The 23,240-nt window shown below is 64.5% G+C and carries 22 protein-coding genes, 1 tRNA gene and 1 riboswitch; of the genes, 16 read left to right on the top strand and 7 right to left on the bottom strand.

What is annotated here, in order from left to right:
• Positions 1 to 183 precede the first annotated feature (183 nt).
• The 3 genes from ACVJ5M_RS01745 (at position 184) to ACVJ5M_RS01735 (ending at position 3,620) form a co-directional block, all read left to right on the top strand.
• The gene (locus ACVJ5M_RS01745; protein ID WP_063985929.1) at positions 184 to 1,392 is read left to right on the top strand and encodes an aspartate aminotransferase family protein; all 1,209 of its coding nucleotides are present in this window, start codon (positions 184 to 186) and stop codon (positions 1,390 to 1,392) included.
• Entirely contained in the window at positions 1,392 to 2,315 is a 924-nt protein-coding gene (gene argF, locus ACVJ5M_RS01740) for an ornithine carbamoyltransferase (RefSeq protein ID WP_014491303.1), read from the top strand. Before ACVJ5M_RS01745 ends, argF begins: the two co-directional genes overlap by 1 nt.
• Positions 2,316 to 2,612: 297 nt before the next feature.
• On the top strand, positions 2,613 to 3,620 hold the full coding sequence (locus tag ACVJ5M_RS01735; protein WP_063979877.1) for an Hsp33 family molecular chaperone: 1,008 nt from the start codon (positions 2,613 to 2,615) through the stop codon (positions 3,618 to 3,620).
• Between the two features lie 173 nt (positions 3,621 to 3,793).
• Here ACVJ5M_RS01735 and apaG read toward each other — a convergent pair whose 3' ends face one another.
• The gene (apaG, locus tag ACVJ5M_RS01730) at positions 3,794 to 4,186 is read right to left on the bottom strand and encodes a Co2+/Mg2+ efflux protein ApaG (protein ID WP_014491305.1); all 393 of its coding nucleotides are present in this window, start codon (positions 4,184 to 4,186) and stop codon (positions 3,794 to 3,796) included.
• A 180-nt stretch (positions 4,187 to 4,366) separates the two neighbouring features.
• Here apaG and ACVJ5M_RS01725 point away from each other — a divergent pair, with 180 nt between their 5' ends.
• The 3 genes from ACVJ5M_RS01725 to ACVJ5M_RS01715 are packed head-to-tail and all read left to right on the top strand — an operon-like array spanning position 4,367 to position 7,413.
• Positions 4,367 to 5,632: an OpgC domain-containing protein gene (locus ACVJ5M_RS01725; protein ID WP_063979876.1), complete on the top strand. Its 1,266-nt coding sequence runs from the start codon at positions 4,367 to 4,369 to the stop codon at positions 5,630 to 5,632.
• Positions 5,632 to 6,411 (top strand): SGNH/GDSL hydrolase family protein, encoded by a 780-nt coding sequence (locus tag ACVJ5M_RS01720; RefSeq protein WP_063979875.1) that lies wholly within the window; start codon positions 5,632 to 5,634, stop codon positions 6,409 to 6,411. Before ACVJ5M_RS01725 ends, ACVJ5M_RS01720 begins: the two co-directional genes overlap by 1 nt.
• 12 nt (positions 6,412 to 6,423) lie before the next feature.
• Positions 6,424 to 7,413 carry an SGNH/GDSL hydrolase family protein gene (locus tag ACVJ5M_RS01715; protein WP_063979874.1) on the top strand — a complete coding sequence of 330 codons (990 nt, stop codon included), beginning with the start codon at positions 6,424 to 6,426 and terminating at the stop codon, positions 7,411 to 7,413.
• A gap of 155 nt (positions 7,414 to 7,568) precedes the next feature.
• Here ACVJ5M_RS01715 and ACVJ5M_RS01710 read toward each other — a convergent pair whose 3' ends face one another.
• On the bottom strand, positions 7,569 to 8,765 hold the full coding sequence (locus tag ACVJ5M_RS01710; protein WP_063979873.1) for an O-succinylhomoserine sulfhydrylase: 1,197 nt from the start codon (positions 8,763 to 8,765) through the stop codon (positions 7,569 to 7,571).
• Positions 8,766 to 8,836: 71 nt separating this feature from the next.
• Positions 8,837 to 8,916, bottom strand: a riboswitch (SAM riboswitch).
• 80 nt (positions 8,917 to 8,996) lie between these two features.
• Between ACVJ5M_RS01710 and ACVJ5M_RS01705 the strand changes: the two genes are divergently transcribed.
• From ACVJ5M_RS01705 to ACVJ5M_RS01690, 4 genes are all read left to right on the top strand, one after another.
• Positions 8,997 to 10,133, top strand: coding sequence for a 2'-deoxycytidine 5'-triphosphate deaminase (locus tag ACVJ5M_RS01705; protein ID WP_371496797.1), 1,137 nt, complete (start codon positions 8,997 to 8,999; stop codon positions 10,131 to 10,133).
• A 114-nt stretch (positions 10,134 to 10,247) separates the two neighbouring features.
• Positions 10,248 to 10,661: a PAS domain-containing protein gene (locus ACVJ5M_RS01700; RefSeq protein WP_063985928.1), complete on the top strand. Its 414-nt coding sequence runs from the start codon at positions 10,248 to 10,250 to the stop codon at positions 10,659 to 10,661.
• Positions 10,662 to 10,765: 104 nt separating this feature from the next.
• A complete protein-coding gene (locus tag ACVJ5M_RS01695) occupies positions 10,766 to 11,818 on the top strand; it encodes a hypothetical protein (protein WP_063979871.1) in 1,053 nt (350 codons plus the stop codon).
• A 162-nt stretch (positions 11,819 to 11,980) separates the two neighbouring features.
• Positions 11,981 to 13,423: an MATE family efflux transporter gene (locus ACVJ5M_RS01690; protein WP_231143699.1), complete on the top strand. Its 1,443-nt coding sequence runs from the start codon at positions 11,981 to 11,983 to the stop codon at positions 13,421 to 13,423.
• On the opposite strand, the gene ACVJ5M_RS01685 is transcribed toward ACVJ5M_RS01690, so the two are convergent.
• The 5 genes from ACVJ5M_RS01685 to ACVJ5M_RS01665 all read right to left on the bottom strand — a co-directional run bounded on the left by ACVJ5M_RS01685 (position 13,420) and on the right by ACVJ5M_RS01665 (position 16,527).
• Positions 13,420 to 13,923, bottom strand: a complete 504-nt coding sequence (locus tag ACVJ5M_RS01685; protein WP_063979869.1) for a hypothetical protein — start codon at positions 13,921 to 13,923, stop codon at positions 13,420 to 13,422. The two genes, ACVJ5M_RS01690 and ACVJ5M_RS01685, sit on opposite strands and share 4 nt — an antisense overlap.
• Before the next feature lie 100 nt (positions 13,924 to 14,023).
• The gene (locus ACVJ5M_RS01680; RefSeq protein ID WP_028148013.1) at positions 14,024 to 14,425 is read right to left on the bottom strand and encodes an SRPBCC family protein; all 402 of its coding nucleotides are present in this window, start codon (positions 14,423 to 14,425) and stop codon (positions 14,024 to 14,026) included.
• Positions 14,426 to 14,600: 175 nt separating this feature from the next.
• Complete coding sequence (locus tag ACVJ5M_RS01675; RefSeq protein WP_063985927.1) at positions 14,601 to 14,960, bottom strand: VOC family protein; 360 nt, start codon at positions 14,958 to 14,960, stop codon at positions 14,601 to 14,603.
• Between the two features lie 55 nt (positions 14,961 to 15,015).
• Positions 15,016 to 15,855, bottom strand: coding sequence for a helix-turn-helix transcriptional regulator (locus ACVJ5M_RS01670; RefSeq protein ID WP_231143698.1), 840 nt, complete (start codon positions 15,853 to 15,855; stop codon positions 15,016 to 15,018).
• 96 nt (positions 15,856 to 15,951) lie between these two features.
• Positions 15,952 to 16,527, bottom strand: a complete 576-nt coding sequence (locus ACVJ5M_RS01665; protein ID WP_063985926.1) for a methylated-DNA--[protein]-cysteine S-methyltransferase — start codon at positions 16,525 to 16,527, stop codon at positions 15,952 to 15,954.
• 173 nt (positions 16,528 to 16,700) lie between these two features.
• Between ACVJ5M_RS01665 and ACVJ5M_RS01660 the strand changes: the two genes are divergently transcribed.
• The 6 genes from ACVJ5M_RS01660 (at position 16,701) to ACVJ5M_RS01635 (ending at position 23,223) form a co-directional block, all read left to right on the top strand.
• Positions 16,701 to 16,774, top strand: a tRNA-Gly gene (locus tag ACVJ5M_RS01660).
• Positions 16,775 to 17,285: 511 nt separating this feature from the next.
• Complete coding sequence (locus ACVJ5M_RS01655; RefSeq protein WP_283017819.1) at positions 17,286 to 20,339, top strand: DPP IV N-terminal domain-containing protein; 3,054 nt, start codon at positions 17,286 to 17,288, stop codon at positions 20,337 to 20,339.
• Between the two features lie 191 nt (positions 20,340 to 20,530).
• Positions 20,531 to 21,112: a helix-turn-helix domain-containing protein gene (locus ACVJ5M_RS01650; RefSeq protein WP_028160282.1), complete on the top strand. Its 582-nt coding sequence runs from the start codon at positions 20,531 to 20,533 to the stop codon at positions 21,110 to 21,112.
• Positions 21,112 to 21,624 carry a GNAT family N-acetyltransferase gene (locus tag ACVJ5M_RS01645; protein ID WP_063979866.1) on the top strand — a complete coding sequence of 171 codons (513 nt, stop codon included), beginning with the start codon at positions 21,112 to 21,114 and terminating at the stop codon, positions 21,622 to 21,624. Before ACVJ5M_RS01650 ends, ACVJ5M_RS01645 begins: the two co-directional genes overlap by 1 nt.
• Positions 21,625 to 21,626: 2 nt before the next feature.
• On the top strand, positions 21,627 to 22,091 hold the full coding sequence (locus ACVJ5M_RS01640) for a GNAT family N-acetyltransferase (RefSeq protein WP_063979864.1): 465 nt from the start codon (positions 21,627 to 21,629) through the stop codon (positions 22,089 to 22,091).
• Between the two features lie 88 nt (positions 22,092 to 22,179).
• The gene (locus ACVJ5M_RS01635; RefSeq protein WP_231143697.1) at positions 22,180 to 23,223 is read left to right on the top strand and encodes a LacI family DNA-binding transcriptional regulator; all 1,044 of its coding nucleotides are present in this window, start codon (positions 22,180 to 22,182) and stop codon (positions 23,221 to 23,223) included.
• Positions 23,224 to 23,240: the final 17 nt, after the last annotated feature.

Below are 23,240 nucleotides of genomic sequence, written 5' to 3'. Positions count from 1 at the left end.
CACCGCAAGACTACGGATTCTGCGTTTCGCGAGGCTTTCCGGGCGGCATTGACACCGGTTTCACCAGGCATAAGATAGTCAGGCGTGCCGCCCTTAAAAGGCGGCACGTTTCGTTTTCCGGGCCGGTCAATGGTGCGTTGCGCAATGCACGCTCACACCGTCCGCAACATTCAAGTGATCGTCATGACTAACAGCGCAGCGCCGCATTTGCTCCCCGTTTTCGCCAGGTCCGACCTCGGTTTCGAGCGCGGTGAAGGCTGCTGGCTGATTGCGACCAATGGCGATCGCTATCTCGATTTCACCTCGGGTGTGGCGGTGAATGCGCTCGGCCATGCTCATCCTGCGTTGGTCAAGGCGTTGCAAGAGCAGGCCACCAAACTCTGGCACATGTCGAACCTGTTCCAGAGCCCGGACGGCGAGAAGCTCGCCGCGCGTCTGTGCAACGAAAGCTTCGCGGACTTCGTGTTCTTCTGCAATTCCGGCGCCGAAGCGCTGGAAGGTGTGATCAAGCTGGTCCGCCATCATCACTTCTCCAAGGGTCATCCGGAACGTTACCGCATCATCACCTTCGAAGGCGCCTTCCACGGCCGCACGCTGGCAACGCTCGCCGCGACCGGTTCGGCAAAATATCTCGAAGGGTTTGGCCCGCCGATGGACGGCTTCGACCAGGTCCCGCATGGCGATATCGAAGCCGTCAAGAAGGCGATCGGTCCGCAGACCGCCGGCATCCTGATCGAGCCGATCCAGGGCGAGGGCGGCGTGCGTTCGGCAACGCCCGCCTTCCTGAAGGCGTTGCGCCAGCTCTGCGATGAGAAGGGCCTGCTGCTCGCGTTCGACGAGGTGCAGACTGGCATGGGCCGCACCGGCGATCTGTTCGCGCATCGCCGCACCGGCGTCACGCCTGACGTGATGTCGCTGGCCAAGGCGCTCGGTGGTGGCTTCCCGATCGGCGCGGTGCTGGCGACCGCGGACGCGGCTGCCGGCATGGGGCCCGGCTCGCACGGCTCGACCTTCGGCGGCAATCCCCTCGCGATCTCGGCTGCCAATGCCGTGCTCGACGTCATGCTCAAGCCCGGCTTCTTCGACCACGTGCAGAAGATGTCGCTGCTGCTCAAGCAGAAGCTCGCCTCCGTGATCGATCGTTATCCCGACATCGTCAGCGAAGTGCGCGGCGAAGGCCTTCTGATCGGCATCAAGGCCGTGGTGCCATCCGGCGATCTTGGCGCGGCGTTGCGCAACGAAAAATTGCTCACGGTCGGCGCCGGCGACAATGTCGTGCGCTTCCTGCCGCCCTTGATCGTCACCGAAGCCGAAATCGAGGACAGCGTCGGGCGGCTCGAGCGCGCCTGCGCCGCGATCTCGTCCAGTCAGACCAAGCGGGCGGCGAGCTGATGAGCAAGTCCCCGAAGCACTTTCTGGATATCAACGAGCTCCCGTTGTCGGAGCTCAAGAGCATGCTCGCGGCCTCCTCCGCCATGAAGGCGAAGCAGAAAGCGCACCAGCCGGTGAAGCCGCTGGAAGGCAAGACGCTGGCGATGATCTTCGAGCGTCCGTCCACCCGCACCCGCGTCTCGTTCGACGTCGCCATGCGCCAGCTCGGTGGCGAGCCGATCATGCTGACCGGCGCCGAGATGCAGCTCGGCCGCGGCGAGACCATCGCCGACACGGCGCGCGTGCTGTCGCGCTATGTCGACGCCATCATGATCCGCATCCTCAATCACGAGGCCCTGCTGGAGCTGGCGGAATATGCGACGGTGCCCGTCATCAACGGCCTGACACGGCGCTCGCACCCTTGCCAGGTGATGGCCGACCTCATGACCTACGAAGAGCATCGCGGCCCGATCGAGGGCAGGACGGTGGCCTGGACCGGCGACGACAACAACGTGCTGGCGTCCTGGGCGCATGCCGCCGAGCGTTTCAAGTTCAAGCTCAATGTCGCGACGCCGCCGGAGCTTGCGCCGAAAAAGGTGATGCGGGACTTCATCAAGGCCACCGGCGCGCCGATCGTGCTCGGCACCGATCCCGAGGCTGCCGTGAAGGGGGCCGACTGCGTCGTCACCGACACTTGGGTGTCGATGGGCGACAAGGAAGGCGAGCACCGTCACAACGTGCTCAAGCCCTATCAGGTCAATTCGAAGCTGATGTCGCTGGCCAAGCCCGATGCGCTGTTCATGCATTGCCTGCCCGCCCATCGCGGCGAGGAAGTCACGGACGAAGTGATCGACGGCCCGCAATCGGTCGTGTTCGACGAGGCCGAAAACCGCCTGCATGCGCAGAAGGGCATTCTGGCCTGGTGCTTTGACGCGGTGAAGTAACGCGACGGTGGAGCGGGTGGCCGCGCTGGCGGCCGCATCCACCGCTGTCGTCCCGGACCAGCGCCGCACAGCGGCGCGCCGATCCGGGACCCTTAACCACAGGAAGTTGTTTGGCGAGGACGCGGAGTGGTCGTCGCCGGTTACATTGCAATCCTGTGGTTATGGGTCCCGGGCTCGCGCTTTGCGCACCCCCGGGACGACCCTGAGTTTGTCGTGCTTTCGTGCGATCTTTTCTGCATGCCGGGGAGCGTTCCGCGCCCTCTTCCATTTTCCTCCATCGACCCCAGATAAAGCGCCATGGTTTCCCAATCCCCTGACATGAAAACCGGGCCTGAAGGCCCGGTTCGCGCGCCATCAGCGGTTCCCATCGATGACGCCGTGCTGCCTTACGAGGTCGACGCACTCGACGTGCGCGGTCGCCTGGTGCGGCTTGGTCCCGCGCTCGACGAGATCCTGACCAAGCACGATTATCCCGCTGCCGTGGGCAAGCTGCTCGGCGAGGCCATCGTGCTGACGACGCTGCTCGGCTCGGCGCTGAAGTTCGAGGGCCGCTTCATCCTCCAGGCCCAGACCGACGGTCCGGTGTCGTTCCTGGTCGTCGACTACATGGCGCCGGATCGCCTGCGCGCCTATGCGCGCTACGATGCCGAGCGCCTCGGCGAGACAAAAGATTCCGGCACGCTCCTCGGTAACGGTCATCTCGCCATGACCATCGACCAGGGTCCCGACATGAGCCGCTACCAGGGTCTGGTCGCGCTCGACGGTGGCAGCCTGGAAGATGCCGCCCACGAATACTTCCTGCGCTCCGAGCAGATCCCGACGCGCGTGCGTCTAGCCGTCGGCGAGGAGTGGCGCTCGAACGACGGCGGCAAGCATCGCTGGCGCGCCGGCGGCATGCTGATGCAGTTCCTGCCGAAGGCGCCCGAGCGCGCGCGTCAGGCCGATTTGCATCCCGGCGATGCGCCCGAAGGCGCGGAGGTGCATGCTGTCGCCGAAGACGACGCCTGGGTCGAGGCGCGTTCGCTGGTCGAGACCGTCGAGGACGTCGAGCTGATCGACCCCGAACTCTCCGGCGAGCGGCTGCTGTTCCGCCTGTTCCACGAGCGCGGCGTGCGCGTGTTCAATCCGCTGGTTCTGAAGGCGCAATGCTCCTGCTCGCGCGACGCGGTTGGTGCGATGCTGAAGAGCTTCTCGCCCGACGACCGCGCCGCGATGGTCAAGGACGACAAGGTCGTCGTGACCTGCGAATTCTGCTCGTCGGTGTACCAGTTCACGCCGCACGAGGCGGGCGTGGAAGACGCGTAGGCGTCGCATCCTCCGTCGTTGCAAGCCACACACTCGGTGTCATCGCCCGACTTGATCGGGCGATCCAGTACTCCGAAACTGTTGTGATGGATTCGAAAAGCCGCGGCGTACTGGATGCCCCGGTCAAGGCCGGGGCATGACAGTTGTGGGTGTTCGCACGAAATCGCCTGCCCCTAGTTCAACACCCGCTTGTTGTCCGGGCTGTCCAGCGAGAACGTCGGCACATCGATCTCGAAGCGTTCGCCGCTTTCGCTGACCATCTGGTAGCGGCCGGTCATGAAGCCCGAGGCGGTCGCGAGCGGCACGCCGGAGGTGTATTCGAAGCGCTCGCCGGGAGCCAGGGTCGGCTGCTCGCCGACGACGCCCTCGCCCCTGACCTCCTGCTGGCGGCCGGTGGCGTCGGTGATGATCCAGTGCCGCGTCTTCAGCTGCACGGTTTCGTCGCCGGAATTGGTGATGACGATGGTGTAGGACCAGAAATAGCGGGAGCGGTCAGCCGACGACTGCTCCGGAACAAAGTTCGGCTCGACGGTCACTTCGATCTGGCGGGTCACGGCGCGATACATGGCTGCCATCATAACGAAAACCCGGCCGGGAACCAACGCCCGCAGGCGGTTTTGGTGACATCGTGCCGCCAGAATTGCCGAGGAAGTAGACCCAATGTGATCCGGCCGCTTTGCGAGACGACGGCCGGACCTGTACACTCCATGACACGTCGCGATTTGCGGAAGGGTTTCGAACCCCCGATGACCATTGCCGACCAAGTGACGGGATCGACGATCGCGGGAACCGGCAAGCCTGCGGAGGCCAGACCTGCGGAGGCGAAGCTGCGCTCCGCCGCGCCGGCCATCACGCTGCCCGCCATCGGCGAGCGCGAGCTCCGGCTCGACCTGTTCCGCGGGCTCGCACTGTGGCTGATCTTCGTCGACCATCTGCCGCCGAGCCTTTTGACCTGGTTCACGATCCGCAATTACGGCTTCAGCGACGCCACCGAGATCTTCATCTTCATCTCCGGCTACACCGCGGCGTTCGTCTACGGTCGTGCCATGCTCGAAAGCGGCTTCGTCGTCGCTACCGCGCGCATCCTGCGGCGCGTCTGGCAGATCTATGTCGCCCACGTCTTTCTGTTCACGATCTTCCTCGCCGAAATCTCCTACGTTGCGACCAGGTTCGAGAACCCGCTCTACACCGAAGAGATGGGCATCATGGATTTCCTCAAGCAGCCCGACGTCACGATCGTGCAGGCGCTGCTGCTGCGCTTTCGTCCGGTCAACATGGACGTGCTGCCGCTCTATATCGTGCTGATGCTGGCGCTGCCCTTGATCTTGTGGCTGATGAAATGGCGGCCCGACGTGACGCTCGGCCTCTCGGTTCTGCTCTACGCGGTGACCTGGGAATACGACCTGTATCTGTCGGCCTATCCGAACGGCTTCTGGGCGTTCAATCCCTTCGCCTGGCAATTGCTTTTCGTATTCGGCGCATGGTGTGCGCTCGGAGGTGCGCGACGCATGTCGCGCATCCTGGCGTCCCGCGTCACGATGTGGATATCGATCGCCTATCTGGTCGCGGCGTTCTACGTGACGCTGACCTGGTATGTGCCGCAGCTCTCCCACTTCATGCCGAGGCGGCTCGAGCAGTGGATGTATCCGATCGACAAGGCCGATCTCGACGTGCTGCGCTTCACGCATTTCCTGGCGTTCGCCGCACTCACCGTTCGCTTCCTGCCCCGGGAATGGCCGGGCCTGAAATCGCCCTGGCTGCGGCCGCTGATCCTCTGCGGCCAGCATTCCCTGGAGATCTTCTGCCTCGGCGTCTTCCTCGCCTTCGCCGGCCATTTCATCCTGGCCGAAGTCTCCGGCGGCGCAGCCATGCATGCGCTGATTAGTCTCTCCGGAATCCTGATCATGTGGGGCGTTGCCTGGGTGATTTCGTGGTACAAGCGCGTGGCTGACAAGAGCGGTGCGAAAACCAAAAACGCCGTCGGCAACGCCGATCTGGCGGGAGGGGGCTGATGAAGGCGAAGGTTCTCCTGAGCCTGGTCCTGCTGTGCGGTAACCTCGCCGCGCCCCTGGCGCGCGCGGGCGATGCCGTGCCGGCTGCTCCGGCCGCGCCCCCGGCCTGCGAATTGCCATCCTATCTGCTCACCACTGAAAGCCAGCTTCCGAGGGTCGCCGATGCCATCAAGGCCGGCAAACCGCTCGAAATCCTGGTCATTGGCAGCCGTTCGACCACGATTCCGGCCTCGGAGGACAGCTCCTACCCGGCGCGCATGCAGGCCATCCTGCAGGACAGGCTGCTGCCGTCGGAGACCGTGCACGTCTCCGTAGAAATACAGAGCAAGAAGACGGCCGAGGAGGCGGCCGCGACCTTCGTTAAGCTGATGGAAGCAAAAAGGCCTACTTTGGTCATCTGGCAGACCGGGACTGTGGATGCTATCCGAGCGATTGATCCCGATGATTTTCGCGGGGCGGTGACCGAAGGGGTTTCCGCGCTGCAAAAAGCAGGGGCTGACGTTGTGTTGATGAACTTGCAGTACAGCCCGCGTACCGAAACCATGATCTCGGTGCCGCCCTATCTCGACAATATGCGGGTGGTGGCGCAGGAGCATGACATCCCGCTGTTCGACCGTTTCGCGATCATGCGGCAGTGGAATGATCAGGGTCAGTTCGACCTGTTCAGCCCGTCCCGTGGGCCAGAGCTGGCGAAACAGGTCCATGACTGCCTTGGCCGGGCGTTGGCACAGTTTGTGATCGACGCAGCCCATCTGGGGCCGGCCCAGCAGCAAAATTGAGGTCTAGCGTTAATGAGTTCTCTCCGCCCTTTTTGGTTGACGGCATGGCTGGCTGCGCCCGCGGCGGCTCTGCTGCTCCTGACGCCGATGTCGCTGGCACCAGTGCAGGCGCAGGCCACGCAGGCAACGCCCGCGCCGCAGCAGGCCGCTAGTCCGGCTTCCGCTTCGCCCTCCCAGACCACCGTCGCCGCGACGTCCCACGAGCAGCGCGGCGTGACCGCCCGCGCCATCGACAAGGTGAAGCAGGTCGCGAAATCCGCCGGGGACATTTTCAGCCGCGTGCCCTGCCTCACGCCGAAGGGTGGCTCGAAGGCGATGGGCTCGCTGCCGCATGTCGCGGGCAAGCTCGTCGCCGGCAAACCCGTCGTGATCGTCGCGTTCGGCTCGTCGTCGACGGCGGGCTATGGCGCGAGCTCGCCCGATTTCAACTATCCGAACCGTCTCGCCGCGCAGCTCCGCCGGCAATATCCGACCGCCGACATCACCGTGATCAACGCCGGCGTCGGCGGCGAGGACGCGCCCGAGATGATGAAGCGCCTCCAGAAGGAGGTGATCGACGTGCATCCGGATCTCGTGATCTGGCAGGTCGGCACCAATGCGGTGCTGCGCAATCTCGATCCCGGTGACACCGCCAAGATGGTCGAGGACGGCATCTCCCGCATCCAGGCCGCTGGCGGCGCCGACATCGTGCTGGTCGATCCGCAATATTCGCCAGCCGTCAACCAGCGCAAGGAGAGCGCCGGCAAGATGGTGCACCTGCTCGGGAAGGTCGCCGAGCTCCGTCACGTCGGCATCTTCCCCCGCTTCGAGGTGATGCGCGACTGGCACGAGAATCAATCGATCCCGGTCGAGAGTTTCGTGATCGCCGACGGCCTGCATATGAACGATTGGGGCTATGCCTGCTTCGCGCAGATCCTCGGCGACGACATCATCCGCTCCGTCGGCCAGATCAAGCTCGGCGTCAACGTGCCCGCGGACGTGCGAACGTATCGGCCGATGTAGGCTCGGTGCCGTAGGGTGGGCAAAGGCGCGCTCTTCGCGCGCCGTGCCCACCATCTATCGGCGATATGATCGTGAATGGTGGGCACGCTTCCGCCTTCGCTCTTCGAGCTACGGCGGACAAGTCGCTTTGCCCACCCTACAAGAGCCCAATCGCCTCACGCCTTCTCCAGCGCCGCGGTCAGATCCTCGATCAGATCGTCCACATGCTCGAGCCCCGCCGAGAAGCGGATGAAGCCCTCGCTGATGCCGAGCGCGGCGCGGTCTTCCGGCTTGAGGCGCTGATGCGTCGTGGTCGCCGGATGCGTGACGAGGCTCTTGGCATCGCCGAGATTGTTCGAGATTTTTGCAAGCTTGAGCTCGTTGAGCACGCGGAACGCACCCTGCTTGCCGCCCTTGACCTCGAAGCCGACCAGCGTCGAGCCGCCGCGCATCTGCTTCTTCACGAGAGCTGCCTGCGGATGATCGGCGCGGCCGGGATAGACCAGCCGCGAAATCTTCGGATGGCTCGCCAGCACGTCGGCGATGCGTCCCGCCGTCTCGGTCTGCGCGCGCACGCGTACGCCCAGCGTTTCCAGGCCCTTGAGCAGGACCCATGCGTTGAACGGCGAGATCGACGGGCCGGTCTGGCGCATGAAATTGTGGATGTGCTCGGCGATGAACGCTTCCGACGACAGGATGATGCCGCCGAGACAACGGCCCTGGCCGTCGATGTGCTTGGTCGCGGAATAGACGACGACGTCTGCCCCTAGCGCGAGCGGGCTCTGCCAGATCGGCGTCGCGAACACGTTGTCGACGACGAGCCGCGCGCCGCCGCTGTGCGCGATCTCGGCGATCCCTGGAATGTCGAGCACGTCGAGCGTCGGGTTGGTCGGGCTCTCCAGGAAAAACGTCTTGGTGTTCGGCCTCAAGGCGCGCTGCCACTGGTCGAGATCGGCTCCGTCGACCAGCGTGGTCTCGATGCCGTAGCGTGGCAAGAGATCCTGAATGACGTAGAGACACGAGCCGAACAGGGCACGGGAGGCCACCACATGATCGCCGGCCTTCAGCGGCGCCAGGATCGCGGTCGTCACCGCGGCCATGCCGGTCGCCGCCGAGCGGGCGGCTTCGGCGCCTTCGAGCTCGATCATGCGGCGCTCGAACATCGAGATGGTCGGGTTGGAATAGCGCGAATAGATGAAGCCGGGGTCCTCGCCCTTGAACCGCGCCTCGCACTCCTCGGCGCTGTTGTAGACGTAGCCCTGGGTCAGGAACAGCGCCTCCGACGTCTCGCCATATTGCGAGCGCAGGGTGCCGGAATGGACCAGTCGGGTTTCGGGACGGTATTGCGTGGTGGACGCCGGGGACTTCGACATAGGACCTCCTCTGCGTGACCATCGAAAATGGTCACAAAAAAACCGGCCTGGATAACTTCCACGGGCCGGGATCACAGAGGTCCCCGGCCTGTTTAGCGACTTATTTAACGTGGCTGCAAGCCGGCCGGCTCAAATCACCACGGGATAAGTGATGCTCATATTCCGCAATGGCCTTTCCGTCAAGGCGTCCATCGGATAGCCGTAAAAGGCTGCTATTTCCCGCATGTCCGGATGCATTTGACCCCTGACGAGGACCCCCGGTTGAGCTTCACGGTTGCCGCCGACGCCAATGGTATCCTGCCCGACCGCATGATCGCGGCGATGGCGAAGGCGGGCCTCATCCTGCCCGCTTATGACTTCGTCGAAAGCCAGATCCAGCCGGCGAGCCTCGACCTTCGCCTCGGCGACATCGCGTATCGCGTTCGCGCCAGCTTCCTGCCGGGTCCCGGCGCGACCGTCGCCGAGCGCATCGACGAGTTGAAGCTGCACGAGTTCAGCCTCGCCGATGGCGCGGTGCTGGAGACCAACTGCGTCTACATCGTGCCGCTCCTGGAAAGCCTGGCGCTGCCGCCGGAGATCGTCGCCGCCGCCAACCCGAAAAGCTCGACCGGCCGGCTCGATGTCTTCACCCGCGTCATCGCCGACGGCACCCGCCGCTTCGACATGATCGGCGCCGGCTATCACGGCCCGCTCTACGCCGAGATCAGCCCGAAGACGTTTCCGGTGCTGGTCAGTGAGGGCTCGCGCTTGAGTCAGGTGCGCTTCCGCACCGGAGATGCGATCCTCAACATCGACGAGCTCGAGGCGCTGCATGCGACTGAGCGTCTCGTCGATCTCGATGATGCCGATCTCACCGGCGGCGTCGCCGTCTCCGTCGATCTCTCCGGCGAGAAGGCCAACGGCTTCGTCGGCTATCGCGCCAAGCGCCACACCGGTGTCGTCGACGTCGACCGCCGCTCCGGCTATGCGGTGGAGGATTTCTGGGAACCGATCTCGGCGCGTCCCGACGGCAGCCTGATCCTCGATCCCGGCGAGTTCTACATCCTCGCCTCCAAGGAAGCCGTGCAGGTGCCGCCCGATTACGCCGCGGAGATGGTGCCGTTCGATCCCCTGGTCGGAGAGTTCCGCGTGCACTATGCCGGCTTCTTCGATCCCGGCTTCGGCTATGCCGGCGCTGGCGGGCAGGGATCGCGCGCCGTGCTCGAAGTGCGCTCGCGCGAGGTGCCGTTCATCCTCGAGCACGGCCAGATCGTCGGCCGTCTCGTCTACGAGAAAATGCTGTCGCGCCCCGACGCGATGTACGGCCAGCGCATCGGCTCGAACTACCAGGCGCAGGGGCTCAAACTATCGAAGCATTTTCGGGTGTAGCTACACACCCTACTGTCATGCCCCGGCTTGACCGGGGCATCCAGTACGCCGCAGCCTCTCGATTGACTACTGCCGGGATGCAAGCTGAAATCCGGCTGCATGCGAGGTGGCGAGATGAGTGTTCAATCCGAACTCGACGCAAGGATCGTCGACGACGTCGCGGACGCGCTGATCTATTCGGATCGCTCCGGCACCATCACGCGCTGGAATCGCGCATCGACCACACTGTTCGGCTTCTCGGCGGACGAGGCGCTCGGCCAGAACCTCGATCTGATCATTCCCGAACATCTGCGTGCCGCGCACTGGAAGGGCTTCGAAGCTGCGCTTGCCACCGGGGCGATGAAGCTCGCGGGCAGGCCGACGCTGACCCGCGCGTTGCACAAGAGCGGACGCAAGCTCTACATCGAGATGACCTTCGCGCTGGTGCGCGATGCCGGTGGTGCCGTGGTCGGATCGGTCGCGATGGCGCGCGACGTCACCGAACGCGTCGAGCGCGAGCGCGCGGCCAGGCTTGCGCAAAATTCGTGATGCGGAATTGACGGGCTGGCGTGCAGGGCGCTCTGCTTGAGCGTCAGGTTGCCTCGTACAGGGCGCAGTGACACACTCGATCAAAACAACGATCGGGAGCGAACATGACCGCCGCAACAGACGCAGCAGAGGAAGCGCAATGGAAGCGCTGGCGTGCGGTCGCCGACCTCTATCACGCCTATTTCACCGGACTCATCCTCACCGTCGTCACACGGCGCGGCACGGCGGATGCTGCCGAATTCGTCTTCCGCGTGTTTCGCCGCCAGCAGCAGGAGCGCTTCCTGCCGGGGCTCGAAAAGCTCGGTCTCAGTCATCTGCCGCCTGCGGTGGCCGCCGCGCAATATCACTATCTCTCCAACTGGATCGGCGGCGTGCATGTCGAGTACATGTATGAGAGCGATCGCAAAGCCTGGATCCGCTATCCGCCGCCGCGCTGGATCTGGAAGGGCACCGCGATCTGCGGCGTGCCGGGTGAGGTCAGCCGCGCGATGCTGCGCGGCTGGCACGCCAACAATGGCGTCGCGCTCGGCGATACCAGGCTCGGCTTCGTCTGCACCAAGCAGAGCGTCGACGGTCAGGATGGGCTCGAAGGCTATTATTATCAGTACGACCACCCGCTCGAGCTGGATCAGCGCCTGGTCTTCGCGCGTCATCTGGAAGCGCCGCTGTTCGATGCGAAGAGTGCGCCTGCGCTACCTGTTTCGAGCTGGCCAAAACCGCGGCTGGAAAAAGCCTATCGCAACTACGCGATGGAATATGTGCGCACCGCCGCGCCCGTGATGGTGCAATTGTTCGGCCCGGAAGACGCCGGCTATCTCCTGCACCTCACCGGCAAGCTGATCGGGATGCAGTATTTTGACGAGGTCGCGGCGGCACTGTCCATGAGCCGCGGTGGCGCCAGCGAGTTCGCAGCGTTCCTGAATGCGCTGATTGCCGCGCAGGATGACTCTGCCGAGACGACCGCGTCAGAAGGCACGTTTGAATTTCGTCAGCAGAGCTGGAAGCTGATGGATGACGTCGCCGACTATCATCGCGCCTGCACCAAGGTGCTGGAAGGGTTGTTCGAGGGGCTCGCTGCCGGATGCGGGCGGCACATCGGCGTGCACCTGCGCCCGACAGCGGGCGGTCGGCCGCCGCTGGTGTGGACCATTGAGTAATTCCACCACTTGAAATGCGCTGCCGCAGGGCACGCCTGCATCCGGCGCAGGAGGAATCGGCAATTGCCGTGCTAAGCCTGTCGCCGCGCCTTCCGCGCGACGAAATTTATTGGCACACCTACGCATTGCCGCGCCGCGAATGGCCTGCGCCCGGGAGAGGACATGTCCGACATCGCCGAAATCCCGGTCGATGAACAAGAGCGTCCGTTGCCGCCGCCTCCGCGGCCGGTACGAAGCGCGCTGATGGACGGGCCGATTCTGCGCACGCTGCTCGGCCTCGCCTGGCCGAACGTGGTCGCGCTGTCGGCCGGCACCTGTGTGGTGATCGCGGAGACCTCCTATATCGGCCGGCTCGGCGTCGAGGCGCTGGCGGCAATGGCGCTGGTGTTTCCGACAGTGATCCTGACCATGACCATGTCCGGCGGGGCCATGGGCGGCGCCGTGGCGTCGGCCATCGCGCGGGCGCTCGGCGCAGGCGACCGCGAGCGCGCCGGCACGCTCGCCGCACATGCGCTGCTGATCGGCATCACCTTCGGCCTCGTCTTCATGCTGGGCATGCTGATCTTCGGGCCGCGCGTTCTGGAAATGCTCGGCGGACGGGGGGATGTGCTGACGCATGCGGTCGCCTACACACAGGTGTTTTTTGGCGGGGCCGTGCTGCCGTGGCTGCTCAACACCATGGCGGGCGTGTTGCGCGGCACCGGCAACATGAAGCTGCCCTCGCTGTTGATGCTGAATTCCGCGGTCATGCAGGTTGTGCTTGGCGGCACGCTGGGCCTCGGGCTCGGGCCCGTGCCGCAGTTCGGCATGCGCGGCGTCGCGGCCGGCTCGCTGATCGCCTATTCCGTGAATATCTGCGTGATGGGCTGGTACCTGTTATCCGGCCGCGCCCGAATCGTGCCGAAACTGCGCGGGCTTCGCGTTCAATGGGCGATGTTCTTCGATATCCTGAAGGTCGGCGCCATCGCCTGCTTCTCGCCGCTGCAATCGGTGCTGACGATCTCGATCTTCACCCACATGCTGGCAAAGTTCGGCACTGCGATCCTCGCCGGCTACGGCATCGGCGCGCGGCTGGAATTTTTGCTGACCTCGATCGCGTTCTCGTTCGGCATCGCTTCGGTGCCGATGATCGGCATGGCGATCGGCGCGGTGCGCATCGCGCGCGCCCGGCGCATCGCCTGGATCGCCGGTGCGAGCGCGTTCGTCGCCGTCGGCGCGCCGGCGTGCCTCGTCGCGCTGTTCCCGGATCTCTGGGTCAACATCTTCACCGACAGCGCAACGGTGCGTGCGACCAGCCATCAATATCTGTCGACGGTGGCGCCGTTCTACGCCTTCATCGGGCTCGCCTCGACAATGTATTTCTCGTCGCAGGGCGCGGCCAAGGTGATCGGGCCGGTGCTGGCGCAGACCGCGCGCCTGATCTACATCGCGGCGATCGGCTGGTGGCTGTCGACGCACGACGCCACCGCGCAGAGCTTCTTCTGGCTGGCCGCGAGCTCGATGGTCGTGCTCGGCCTGCTCTCGAGCTCCAGCGTGGTGCTGACACGCTGGGGGCCGCGCGAGAGCAAGCCTGCGATCAGGCCGGCTCTGTCGGCTGCCGATTAGCGGTGCCTGTGGCGGCGATGGCCGCCACCGCCGCCGACATTGGCGAGCCGCATCAGCTGCGGAATCATCGCCATCATGTCGCCGCCGCCGGAACCACCCAGCATACCCATGATGTCGCCGCCACCCATGCCGCCCATTCCGGTCGGCATGTAGCCGCCTGCGCCCATCGGCGTGTAGCCGCCGTAGTTCGGCGCGCCGAAGCCACCGCCGAAATTGCCGCCACTCAGGCTGCCGCCGCCCCCCATCATGCCGCCGAGCCCGCCGCCGCCGTTCTCCATCATGCGGCTCATCATCGGACCCATGGTCTGCATCAGCATGGCGAAGCGGCGCTTGCCCATCTTCGCCTTCATCATCTCCAGCATCGGCGCCATCTGGGTCATCATGTCCTCGCCGCCGGCGCCTCCGCCGCCGAGGAACTGCGCCTTTGCCGGCGCGCTCGAGATCGAAAACAGCAGCAGCACGGCGGCCGCCTGGCAGATCACCTTATCCGCACCTCTCATGGCCTGCTCCTCGCGTGCGTGGCTCCGCCGGGAGAGCGGAGCCAACCGGACGCACGCGGCCATGGTTAGGGCCGGCGAGGGCAGGGCTCTGTGCGAAAGATCACGCAGCCACGGCCGGGAACGCCCGGTGTATTGCGGCGACGGCGTCCCTGGTCTGCCCCTGGACATAAGCCGCAAGCTCGTTCGGCAGCATGTCGATGATCCAGACAAGGCGGCAGCTCGCCTCGCCCTCGGCGATCACCTGCACCGAGGCGCTGTAATGCCTGAGCCGCTCGTTGTTGATGGCGTAGACCAGCCGCTGCCGCGCATCGTCGCAATCGACCAGCACCTCGCGCGCCACTGATCCATTGGCGAAGGTGACGATGCGTGCATCACCGTCGAGCGTGCAGGCGGTGACGAAGCCCGGCGCCAGCCGCTGAGGCAGCGCGCCGAAATCGCGTACGGCGTCCCAGACGTCGCGGGCGGGAACGGGGAGGGGGATGTCGTTGTGGATGGAGGCCATGAAGGTGTCCTTGATTGAGAGGTTCGTGGGTGGGCAAAGGCGCGCTCTTCGCGCGTCGTGCCCACCATTCATCGGCACAGTCGCACGCGATGGTGGGCACGCTTCCGCCTTCGCTCTTCGAGCTACGGCGGACAAGTCGCTTTGCCCACCCTGCGAGTGCTCGTGCGCGGCGGGCTCACACGCAAACCGCCTCGATGTTGTTGCCATCGGGATCAATCAGGAACGCCGCGTAGTAGGTCGGGCTATAGTCCTTGCGCGGGCCGGCGCCGCCATTGTCACGGCCGTCGCTCTTCAAGCCTTCGCTGTGGAATGCCTTGACCGCATCATGGTCCTTGGCGCGAAACGCGATATGCGCGCCGTCGGCCTTGCGTCCCTTGTTCAGGTGCAGCCAGAGCGCCGGCTCGCCCTTCGGCCCGAAGCCCGCATAGCCGTCGCCGCTCGAGCACAGGGCGTAGCCGAGCGGCGCCAGCACCGCGGTGTAGAAGCGCGTGGCGGCGTCGAGGTCGGCAACACGCAGTCCGATGTGGTCGTACATGATCGTCTCCATTGCAAAGCGCGCCGCAACTGGCGCGCGCCGGAGACGACCCTATTCAGTTGAGGGTCGCGCGCTCTTGGAGAATCTTGCGCTCGCCCTTCGACGCCTGCCGGAACTTCGTCGGCGACACGCCGGCGGCGCGATGGAAGGTGCGGACGAAATTGGAGAGATCACCGAAGCCGACGTCATAGGCGATGTCGGTGACCGCGATGTCATCATCTGTCAGCAGCCGCGCCGCATGGCGTAGCCGCGAGCGCACCAGATATTGATGCGGGGTGACGCCGAGCACGGCCGAGAACAGCCGCAGGAAATGGAACGGGCTGAGGCCCGCCTGCCGCGCCGCCTGTTCGAGGTCGACCTCGGCATGCGAGTTGGCGTCGATCCACAGCGCGGCTTCGACTGCGCGGCGGCGGTCGCGTGCGGTGGGCGTGGCCGGCTTGCGCGCCTTGCCCGAGACGACATCGATGAAGCGGCCGGCCAGAATTTGACCGACCTCGTCGAGACCGAGGTCGCTGTTGCCATCTGCCGCCGTCTGGGCGAGCTCGCCCAGCACCATCAGCTCGGGCAGCGGCGGTGTCGCGCCGACCTGCCAGATCTCGCGCCGTCCCCCGAGGGCATCGACCAGGTCCTCGCTGAAGAAGAAGCCCAGGCAGACGTCGCCGCTGACGTGCTCATGCGTGCAGGTGTATTCCTCGCGTGGAGCGCCGACCAGCATCGAGCCCGCCACCAGCTCGAAGAAGCCGGCGCGGCACTGGCAGCCGAAGCTGCCGGAGCGGACATAGGCAATGGAATGCCCGGTGCGGCACTCCGCGAACGGCTTGTCGTCCGGTCCCGCATCGCAGCGAAACTCCGAGACCGTCATCGATTGCGTGGTCAGCAGCGTGGTCGCATCCATGCCACCTATCTAGGCATGGTCCGGACAAGTGTGTAGCGGTTGTCCGACAAGATCATGCCCAAAAAAACAAAGCTAAGGTGCGATTCCGATCGCGCCTTAGCTGGGCCTCGGTGGCGCAACGGGCAGCAGCACCTCGAACAGCGTCTTGCTCGCGACCGGATGGGCGCCCTCGAGCGCCAGCAGCCGCCGCTTGGAGATCACCCCGCCGTAAGGCGAGAGTCGGTCGGCGTAATTGCCGGCCTCCAGCACCCGGTGACAGGGCACGATCAGCATGTAGGGATTTTTGGCGATCGCCTGCGCCACCGAATGCGCGGCGCCGGAGGCGCCCAGCGCCTTGGCGATCTCGTGATAGGTGCGGGTCTCCCCGCGCGGAATGGCGCAGGCGGCTTCATAAACGCGCCGATGGAAGCCGGGGACGCCGCCGGCGTCCAGGCTGACCTCGGAAAAATCAGGGTCGCCGCCCTGCAGCAAGCCTGCGATGCCCTCGATCGCAAGCTCGGCATTCAGCGGAGGCTGCTGCTCGCGCGCCTCGGGATGGACCGCGAAAATCCGGCGGCGGGTATCGATCTCCCGCGCCTCCGGCAATTGCACGGCGACCACGCCGGTGCTGCTCCAGACGATGCCGCAGCGCCCTATGGCCGTGTTGAATATCGTGTAGCCACGCCCCAGCATGCACACGCCCCACTCAGTGCACGTCTCTCCCCAGACGCGCGATCATAACACCGCCACAATCCGGCGCACCTGGAATCTTACTGAAACGTTAAGAAGCGTCCGGCCGGGTGCGCCAAACCGCTTGGCGGGAGGCGCCGTCTCGGCTAATCAGAGCGGGCGCTGCATGCGCATAAGCGGGCGTAGTTCAATGGTAGAACGGCAGCTTCCCAAGCTGCATACGAGGGTTCGATTCCCTTCGCCCGCTCCATTCAAAAATTGATGGCCGCTGATTTGGCGTGTTGGATGTTTCTCCGACCCATGGCCACGTTCATCTTGGCGTATCCGGAAGCATGAAGGGGCCAAAGATCCGCCAAATGGCGTCGGTCTCCCCAGCGTCGGTTAAAGTGGCCAATTTTTGGCGATGGCAATTCTTGGTGATGTAACGGATCACCGCTCGCGCTGCATTTCAGAATGGAGCGGCTTATTCATCCCGACGACACGAGATCACCCTGAGGGATGCTATGCGCTCTCGCAGTTCGGCGCGGCTGCGTATCGTGAAAGACTGCTGGCGCAGTTTTGATTGCCTGTTGTGCAGCGGCGCAGCCAACGACGCTCAATCTGATCCTTCATCTGATCCTTCGCGGCTGCATCAAGCGTTCGTCATCTAGGGGCACTAAACTTGCCTTGGACAGCAGGGACTCATTGGTGCCGCGTTTCTGTTTCTGATTGTCGTGCAAAACATTCGGGTCCGGCCTGTTGCCGGGCAAACGGAGGCATTGATGACAAATTCAGCACCTGTTTTCACCGCTGGCGGTGGCAGCGACGATGCGTTCACGCGCGTGTCGACCAGCGCAACCGGGGCGCAGGCGGATGGCGCGAGTGTCCAGGCAGCGTTCTCGCCCGACGGCACGAAAGTGGCGTTCGCATCCTATGCCGACAATCTGGTGCCCGGCGATACCAACGGTGCACCCGACGTCTTCGTGAAGGACCTTTCGACCGGGGCGATCACGCTCGTGTCGACCGATGCCAGCGGGGTTCAGCTGGGTGGCTACCAGCCGATTTTTTCGCCCGATGGCACCAAGCTGGCGTTCGCAACGGGCGTCGACATCTTCGTGAAGGACCTGGCCACCGGTGCCCTCACGCGCGTATCGACGAGTGCCAGTGGGGAGCAGGCGGACGGCTTATCGACCACCAACCCGATATTCTCGCCTGATGGCACCAAGGTTGCGTTCTATTCCGATGCCGACAATCTCGTGCCTGATGATACCGACCACGTGCGCGACATCTTCGTGAAGGACCTGACCACTGGCGCGATAACGCTCATAGCGCCCAGTCCATACAACGGAGGACCCGGCGGCGGCGGGCTTGAGAATGGCTTTACCTCCCCCCCCTCGTTCTCGCCCGATGGCACCAAAATCGTGTTCGGGTCGGCCACAGTGCGCGGCGACACCACCGAGATCTACATCAAGGACCTTTCCACCGGGGCCACCACACTGGTGTCGGAGAGCGCCAGCGGCGCTCGTGGGGATCGCGGCAGCTTCGACCCGGTGTTCTCGCCAGATGGCACCAAGGTGGCGTTCTATACCTTTGCCGACAATCTTGTGCCGGGTAGTTCTAACAACCTAATCGGCAACATCGTCATTAAGGATCTGACCACAGGCGCGGTCACGCTGGTATCGACCGATGCCGACGGAGTCCCGCAGAACAACGGCGAAGCCCAGAAACCCGTGTTCTCGCCTGATGGCACCAAGATTGCGTTCTATTCCAGTGCCACCAATCTCGTGCCGGGTGTCAATGCCGATCAGGTCGTCTATGTGAAGGACCTGGCCACGGGTGCCATCACGGCCGTCTCGACCAATGGGGGCAGGCCGTGGGAATTCGGAGGCGGCAGCCGGCTTCCCGTGTTCTCGCCTGATGGCACCAAGGTGGCATTCGAGTCTTTATCCAGCATTCTGGTGCCGGGCGATACCAACCATACCTACGACATCTTTGTAAGAGATCTTACTACGCCTTCCTTCACCGCAGCGAAGCTGACGGACAATGGCGCTGCCCATGTTTCGACATCGCAGGCGGGTTTCTTTGCCGGTGCCCACACGGTCGCGGTGGCACCGCAAGACGGCAATCTCGGCACACTCACGGCCACCATCGACGTTGCCGATGGCAAGGTGACGTGGAGCTATGATGTCTCTCATGCCGACATCGCTCCGCTCGCGGCCGGACAGACCCATACCGACATCTTCATCTTGGTCCTCGACGGCTTCTACGGGACACAGGGCATCACCGTGACGCTGAGGGGAATCGATGATGCGCCCGTGATCAGCTCGGGCACGACGGCAAGCTTCGCGGAGAATGGCTCTGGCGTCGCCTACCACGTCGCGGCGACCGATGTGGACAGTCCCGCGCTGACCTATTCGCTGTCCGGCACTGACGCGGCTCTGTTCGACGTGTCGGCGACGGGCGATGTGACGTTCAAGTCCGCGCCCGACTTCGAGGCGCCGAAAGACGCGAACCACGACAACGTCTATGACGTCACCGTCGCGGTCAGCGACGGGACAGAGATCGCGACAAAGAACGTCGCGATCACGGTCACTGACGTGAATGACACCAGCGGCGGCGGTGGCGTTCTGACGGTCACCGGCTCGACCGGCTTCACGTCGATTGACCGGGCCACGATCAATATCAGCGTGACCGGCAATTTGCACGAGACCGGCAGCGCCGGTGTCATCAGCAACAGCACGATCAACAATCTCGGTTCACTGAGCGAAGCCCAGGCGATGCTCGCGTTCGTGAACGATACGATCGCCGGCGGTTCCCTCGGTGCGATCGTCGCCAATGGCGGCACCATCACCTTCGACAACGTGCATCTGGACGGGACGTCGTTGGATGCGACGTCAGGCGGGCTTATCGAATCCGTTGCAGGCAGCGCCAACAGCTTCAACAACGTGACACTCAAGGCTGGCGCCGTGTTTGACGACAGTGCCGGAAGCGTTCTGAATGTCAGCGGCACGCTGAACAATGGCGGCAAGATCGAGTTCTTCAATTTCGCGAAAGCCATCCTGACCGGCGACGCCACGGTCATTGGCAATGGCGAGATCAAGCTCGATCCGGGCTCCTCGATCCTGAACAGCGGTGCACATCACACGCTCGACCTTGACGGCGGCACGATCGACGGCGCCGGCACGATCGGAAACGGAGATCACAGCCTCACCTTGGATATCGGCGTCTCCGGCACGCTCGAGGCGAACGGGTCCCAGCCGCTTGCGGTGAATACCGGCAATTCCGTCACCAGCAGCGGCCTGATCGAAGCCGTGCATGCCTCGCTCGATTTCGACGACGCCGTTTTCAACACCTTTGGAACGATCACCGCAGATCAGGGCGGCACGATCGATTTCGGGAATGGCTTGACCAATGGCGGCATCGTCAATGTCCACGCCGGCAGTGAGGTGGATGTCTCGGGCAACCTCGTCAACAACGCCACTGTCCTGGATAATGGCGTGCTCAAGGTCGACAATTTGAGCGGGACCGGAACGGTCAACGTCAACAACGGGACATTGGTGGTCACCGGTAATTTGAGCAGCAATGTCGTTCTGACGGGTACGGACACGTTTGTTTTCGGGCCCGACGCCCGGCAAACATCCGGTGTCATCTCAAACTATACGCCAGGCACGACGCTGGTGCTGGATGGCTTCGACGCCAAGGTGAACGCGGCCTTCGACACTCAGACCAATATTTTGACGCTGACCGATGCGGATCATCATGCGATGACGCTTCACCTCGCGCCCGGATCCCTGATCCCGCAGGCCCACGGCGCGGCGCCGGATTTTCTGGTCTAGCGAATTTCCCCAAGGACACTTTGCCGAGCCCGCCATGTCCAGGCGGGCTGTGGCAATTCGCCAGGGAATTTGCCGCGCAAAAATTCTAATATATTAGCTCTTCGCATCCGGCATGCGCGCCCCGCCCGGCTTAAGCTTCTCCCGCCCTGATGGGTGCGGTCCTCCTGTCGGGCAATATTCGGATGAAAGCCATGGACCAGCAGAAACTCGACCGTGCGATCGGTCGTCGCTTGAAGACCTTGAGGACGCAGGCGGGCATGACGTTGAACGAACTCGCGACGCGCTCCGGTGTCAGCCGGGCCATGATCGGGAGGGTGGAGCGGGCGCAGAGCAGCGCCACCGCTGCGCTGCTCAACAAGCTCTGCGCGGCGCTCGATGTCACCCTCAGTGACGTCGTCGCGCTCGCCGAGAAACCGCCGGAGCGATTGATGCGGCTTGCCGACCAGCCGCTTTGGCGCGATCCCGACAGCGGCTACCGGCGGCGTCATGCCTCGCCGCCGGATGCGGCGAGCGGCATCGAGATCATCGTCGTCGACCTGCCGGCCGGAGCGCGTGTCTCCTACAGCCCCTGGGGCCGCAACGCGTTCACCCAGCAGCTCCTGATGCTGGAGGGTGCGGTCTGCGTGCATATCGACGCCAAGACCGTGCGGCTGCGCGACGGCGATTGTCTCGATTTCGACGTGATGCGGGCGGTGACCTTCGAGAACGAAACCAAACAGGATGCGCGCTACGTCATCATCACGCGGCGCGGCACATCGTATGGGAAAATGTGATGTCGCTGATCGTGCGGGACGCCACGCTGGAGGATGCCGAAGATATTTTGGCCATCTACAACTACGCCGCGATCAACACCACGGCGGTGTGGACCGACGGACCGGCCGATCTGGATTCGCGGCGCGAGTGGATGCGCGCTCGGCAAGCGGCCGGCTATCCCGTGCTGGTCGCAATGAAGGGCAGGGACGTCGTCGGCTTCGCATCATTCGGCGATTTCCGCCCCTGGCCCGGCTATCGCCACACCGTGGAGAATTCGGTCTATGTCGGCGAGCAACATCATCGGCTCGGCGTCGGCCGCTGCCTGATGGCCGCGCTGATCGAGCGCGCTACTGCGCTCAACAAGCACACGATGGTCGCCGCGATCGAGGCCTCGAATTCCGCCTCGACCGGGCTGCACGCGTCGTTCGGCTTTGCCGAGGTTGGCCGTATGCCTGAGGTCGGCTGCAAGTTCGGCCGCTGGCTCGATATGGTCCTCATGCAGAAGCGGCTTTCAAGTGAGGTGAGGCCGTGACGATGCAGGTCCGTACCGGCGACACCTTTGATCCGCGCGTCATTGAGCTGCTCGACCATCATGTCACGGCTGCGCGGGCGCAGACCGCGCCGGGCAGCGCCCATGCGCTCGATCTCGCTGGGCTGCGCGCGAGCGACGTCGCGTTCTGGACCGGCTGGGACGGCGAGACGCTGGTCGCCACCGGCGCGCTGAAGATGCTCTCGGCCGACCATGGCGAGGTGAAGTCGATGCACACGCTGCAAACCACGCGGAGGCGCGGCTTCGGCGGCCGGATGCTCCGCCACATCATCGCTGAGGCCCGCGCGCGTGGCTTGAAGCGGCTCAGCCTCGAGACCGGCTCCTGGGATTATTTCAAGCCCGCGCATGCGCTCTACCAGGCGCACGGTTTTGTGCTCTGCGGCCCGTTCGAGGGCTATGTCGAGGATCCCAACAGCCTGTTCCTGACGCGCGACCTTATGGGCGGCTGAGGCCGCGCGGTGTGACCCGGACCCGAAAACATCGTCGTGCGCCTCAAAATGAGTTGCGTACCTCAAAACACCTCGATAACCTTCAGCCATGGCCGATACTCTCACCGCGACCGCGCTGACGCTGAAGGACATCGCCCGCGAGGCGGGTGTCAGCCTTGCGACGGTCGACCGCGTCCTGCACAACCGCCCGGGCGTGCGGCCCGATACGGTCCGGCGGGTCAAGGCGACGATCGAGCGCAACGCCTTCCAGCCGCACGTCGCCGCCGCCGAGCTCGCCCGCAGCCGTGCCCGCCGCTTTGCCTTCGTGATGCCGGCGGGGCCGAACCCCTTCATGCAGCAGATCGAGGCCTATCTCGGCGAGATGTCGGCCTGGCTCTCGGCCCGCCGTCTCGGCGTCGAGGTGGTCGCCACGGATGTGTTCGACCCGTCCGTGCTCGCGGCCTCGCTGGAGGCGCTGTCCGGCGATTACGACGGCGTCGCCGTGGTGGCGCTGGACCATCCCGGGGTCCGCGCCGCGATCAACGATCTCGTCGACGCCGGGACCAGGGTCGTGACGCTGGTCTCGGACGTCCCGTCCTCGCGTCGCCACCATTATGTAGGCATCGACAACATTGCGGCGGGACGCACCGCCGGCGCGCTGGTCGGTCGGCTGGTCGGCCAACGGTCCGGCAAGGTCGCGATCGTCGCGGGCTCGCAGGGCCTGCGCGACCATTCCGAACGCATCTTCGGCTTCAGCCAGGTGATGGCGTCGGAATTCCCCGATCTCAGCGTGCTGCCGGTGCTGGAAGGGCGCGACGAAGACGGCCGTTCGGAACAGGTTCTGGCGCAGCTGCTCGGCAGGCATGCTGACATTGTCGGCCTTTATAACGTCGGCGCAGGCACGCAAGGCGTCGCCACAGCGTTGAGCGATGCCGGCCGCGGCAAGCAGGTGGTATTCGTCGGACACGACGTCACCGTACTGACGCGCCGGCTTCTGTTGCAGGGCGTGATGGATGCCGCGATCTCGCAGAACCCCGGGCATGAAGCGCGCGCCGCCGTGCGCGTGCTGCTCGCGCTTGCGCGCGGCGAGCCGATCTTGCGCGAACAGGAGAAGATCAGGATCGACATCGTGATGCGGGACAATTTGCCCTAGGGGCGGGTGGATTTCGA

The sequence above is a fragment of the Bradyrhizobium sp. S3.7.6 genome, assembly GCF_054061875.1.
The sequence above is the reverse complement of the archived record's forward strand: the minus strand, read 5'-3'. Positions and strand labels throughout refer to the sequence as shown.

Coding starts and splice junctions, on each gene's coding strand:
- ACVJ5M_RS01640 (WP_063979864.1), top strand. CDS start 21,627: ATGCAGGTCCGTACCGGCGACACCTTTGATCCGCGCGTCATTGAGCTG.
- ACVJ5M_RS01680 (WP_028148013.1), bottom strand. CDS start 14,425: ATGGCCTCCATCCACAACGACATCCCCCTCCCCGTTCCCGCCCGCGAC.
- ACVJ5M_RS01705 (WP_371496797.1), top strand. CDS start 8,997: ATGCATTTGACCCCTGACGAGGACCCCCGGTTGAGCTTCACGGTTGCC.
- ACVJ5M_RS01675 (WP_063985927.1), bottom strand. CDS start 14,960: ATGTACGACCACATCGGACTGCGTGTTGCCGACCTCGACGCCGCCACG.
- apaG (WP_014491305.1), bottom strand. CDS start 4,186: ATGTATCGCGCCGTGACCCGCCAGATCGAAGTGACCGTCGAGCCGAAC.
- ACVJ5M_RS01710 (WP_063979873.1), bottom strand. CDS start 8,765: ATGTCGAAGTCCCCGGCGTCCACCACGCAATACCGTCCCGAAACCCGA.
- ACVJ5M_RS01720 (WP_063979875.1), top strand. CDS start 5,632: ATGAAGGCGAAGGTTCTCCTGAGCCTGGTCCTGCTGTGCGGTAACCTC.
- ACVJ5M_RS01695 (WP_063979871.1), top strand. CDS start 10,766: ATGACCGCCGCAACAGACGCAGCAGAGGAAGCGCAATGGAAGCGCTGG.
- ACVJ5M_RS01715 (WP_063979874.1), top strand. CDS start 6,424: ATGAGTTCTCTCCGCCCTTTTTGGTTGACGGCATGGCTGGCTGCGCCC.
- ACVJ5M_RS01665 (WP_063985926.1), bottom strand. CDS start 16,527: ATGCTGGGGCGTGGCTACACGATATTCAACACGGCCATAGGGCGCTGC.
- ACVJ5M_RS01670 (WP_231143698.1), bottom strand. CDS start 15,855: ATGGATGCGACCACGCTGCTGACCACGCAATCGATGACGGTCTCGGAG.
- argF (WP_014491303.1), top strand. CDS start 1,392: ATGAGCAAGTCCCCGAAGCACTTTCTGGATATCAACGAGCTCCCGTTG.
- ACVJ5M_RS01690 (WP_231143699.1), top strand. CDS start 11,981: ATGTCCGACATCGCCGAAATCCCGGTCGATGAACAAGAGCGTCCGTTG.
- ACVJ5M_RS01655 (WP_283017819.1), top strand. CDS start 17,286: ATGACAAATTCAGCACCTGTTTTCACCGCTGGCGGTGGCAGCGACGAT.
- ACVJ5M_RS01650 (WP_028160282.1), top strand. CDS start 20,531: ATGGACCAGCAGAAACTCGACCGTGCGATCGGTCGTCGCTTGAAGACC.
- ACVJ5M_RS01635 (WP_231143697.1), top strand. CDS start 22,180: ATGGCCGATACTCTCACCGCGACCGCGCTGACGCTGAAGGACATCGCC.
- ACVJ5M_RS01725 (WP_063979876.1), top strand. CDS start 4,367: ATGACCATTGCCGACCAAGTGACGGGATCGACGATCGCGGGAACCGGC.
- ACVJ5M_RS01645 (WP_063979866.1), top strand. CDS start 21,112: ATGTCGCTGATCGTGCGGGACGCCACGCTGGAGGATGCCGAAGATATT.
- ACVJ5M_RS01685 (WP_063979869.1), bottom strand. CDS start 13,923: ATGAGAGGTGCGGATAAGGTGATCTGCCAGGCGGCCGCCGTGCTGCTG.
- ACVJ5M_RS01700 (WP_063985928.1), top strand. CDS start 10,248: ATGAGTGTTCAATCCGAACTCGACGCAAGGATCGTCGACGACGTCGCG.
- ACVJ5M_RS01745 (WP_063985929.1), top strand. CDS start 184: ATGACTAACAGCGCAGCGCCGCATTTGCTCCCCGTTTTCGCCAGGTCC.
- ACVJ5M_RS01735 (WP_063979877.1), top strand. CDS start 2,613: ATGGTTTCCCAATCCCCTGACATGAAAACCGGGCCTGAAGGCCCGGTT.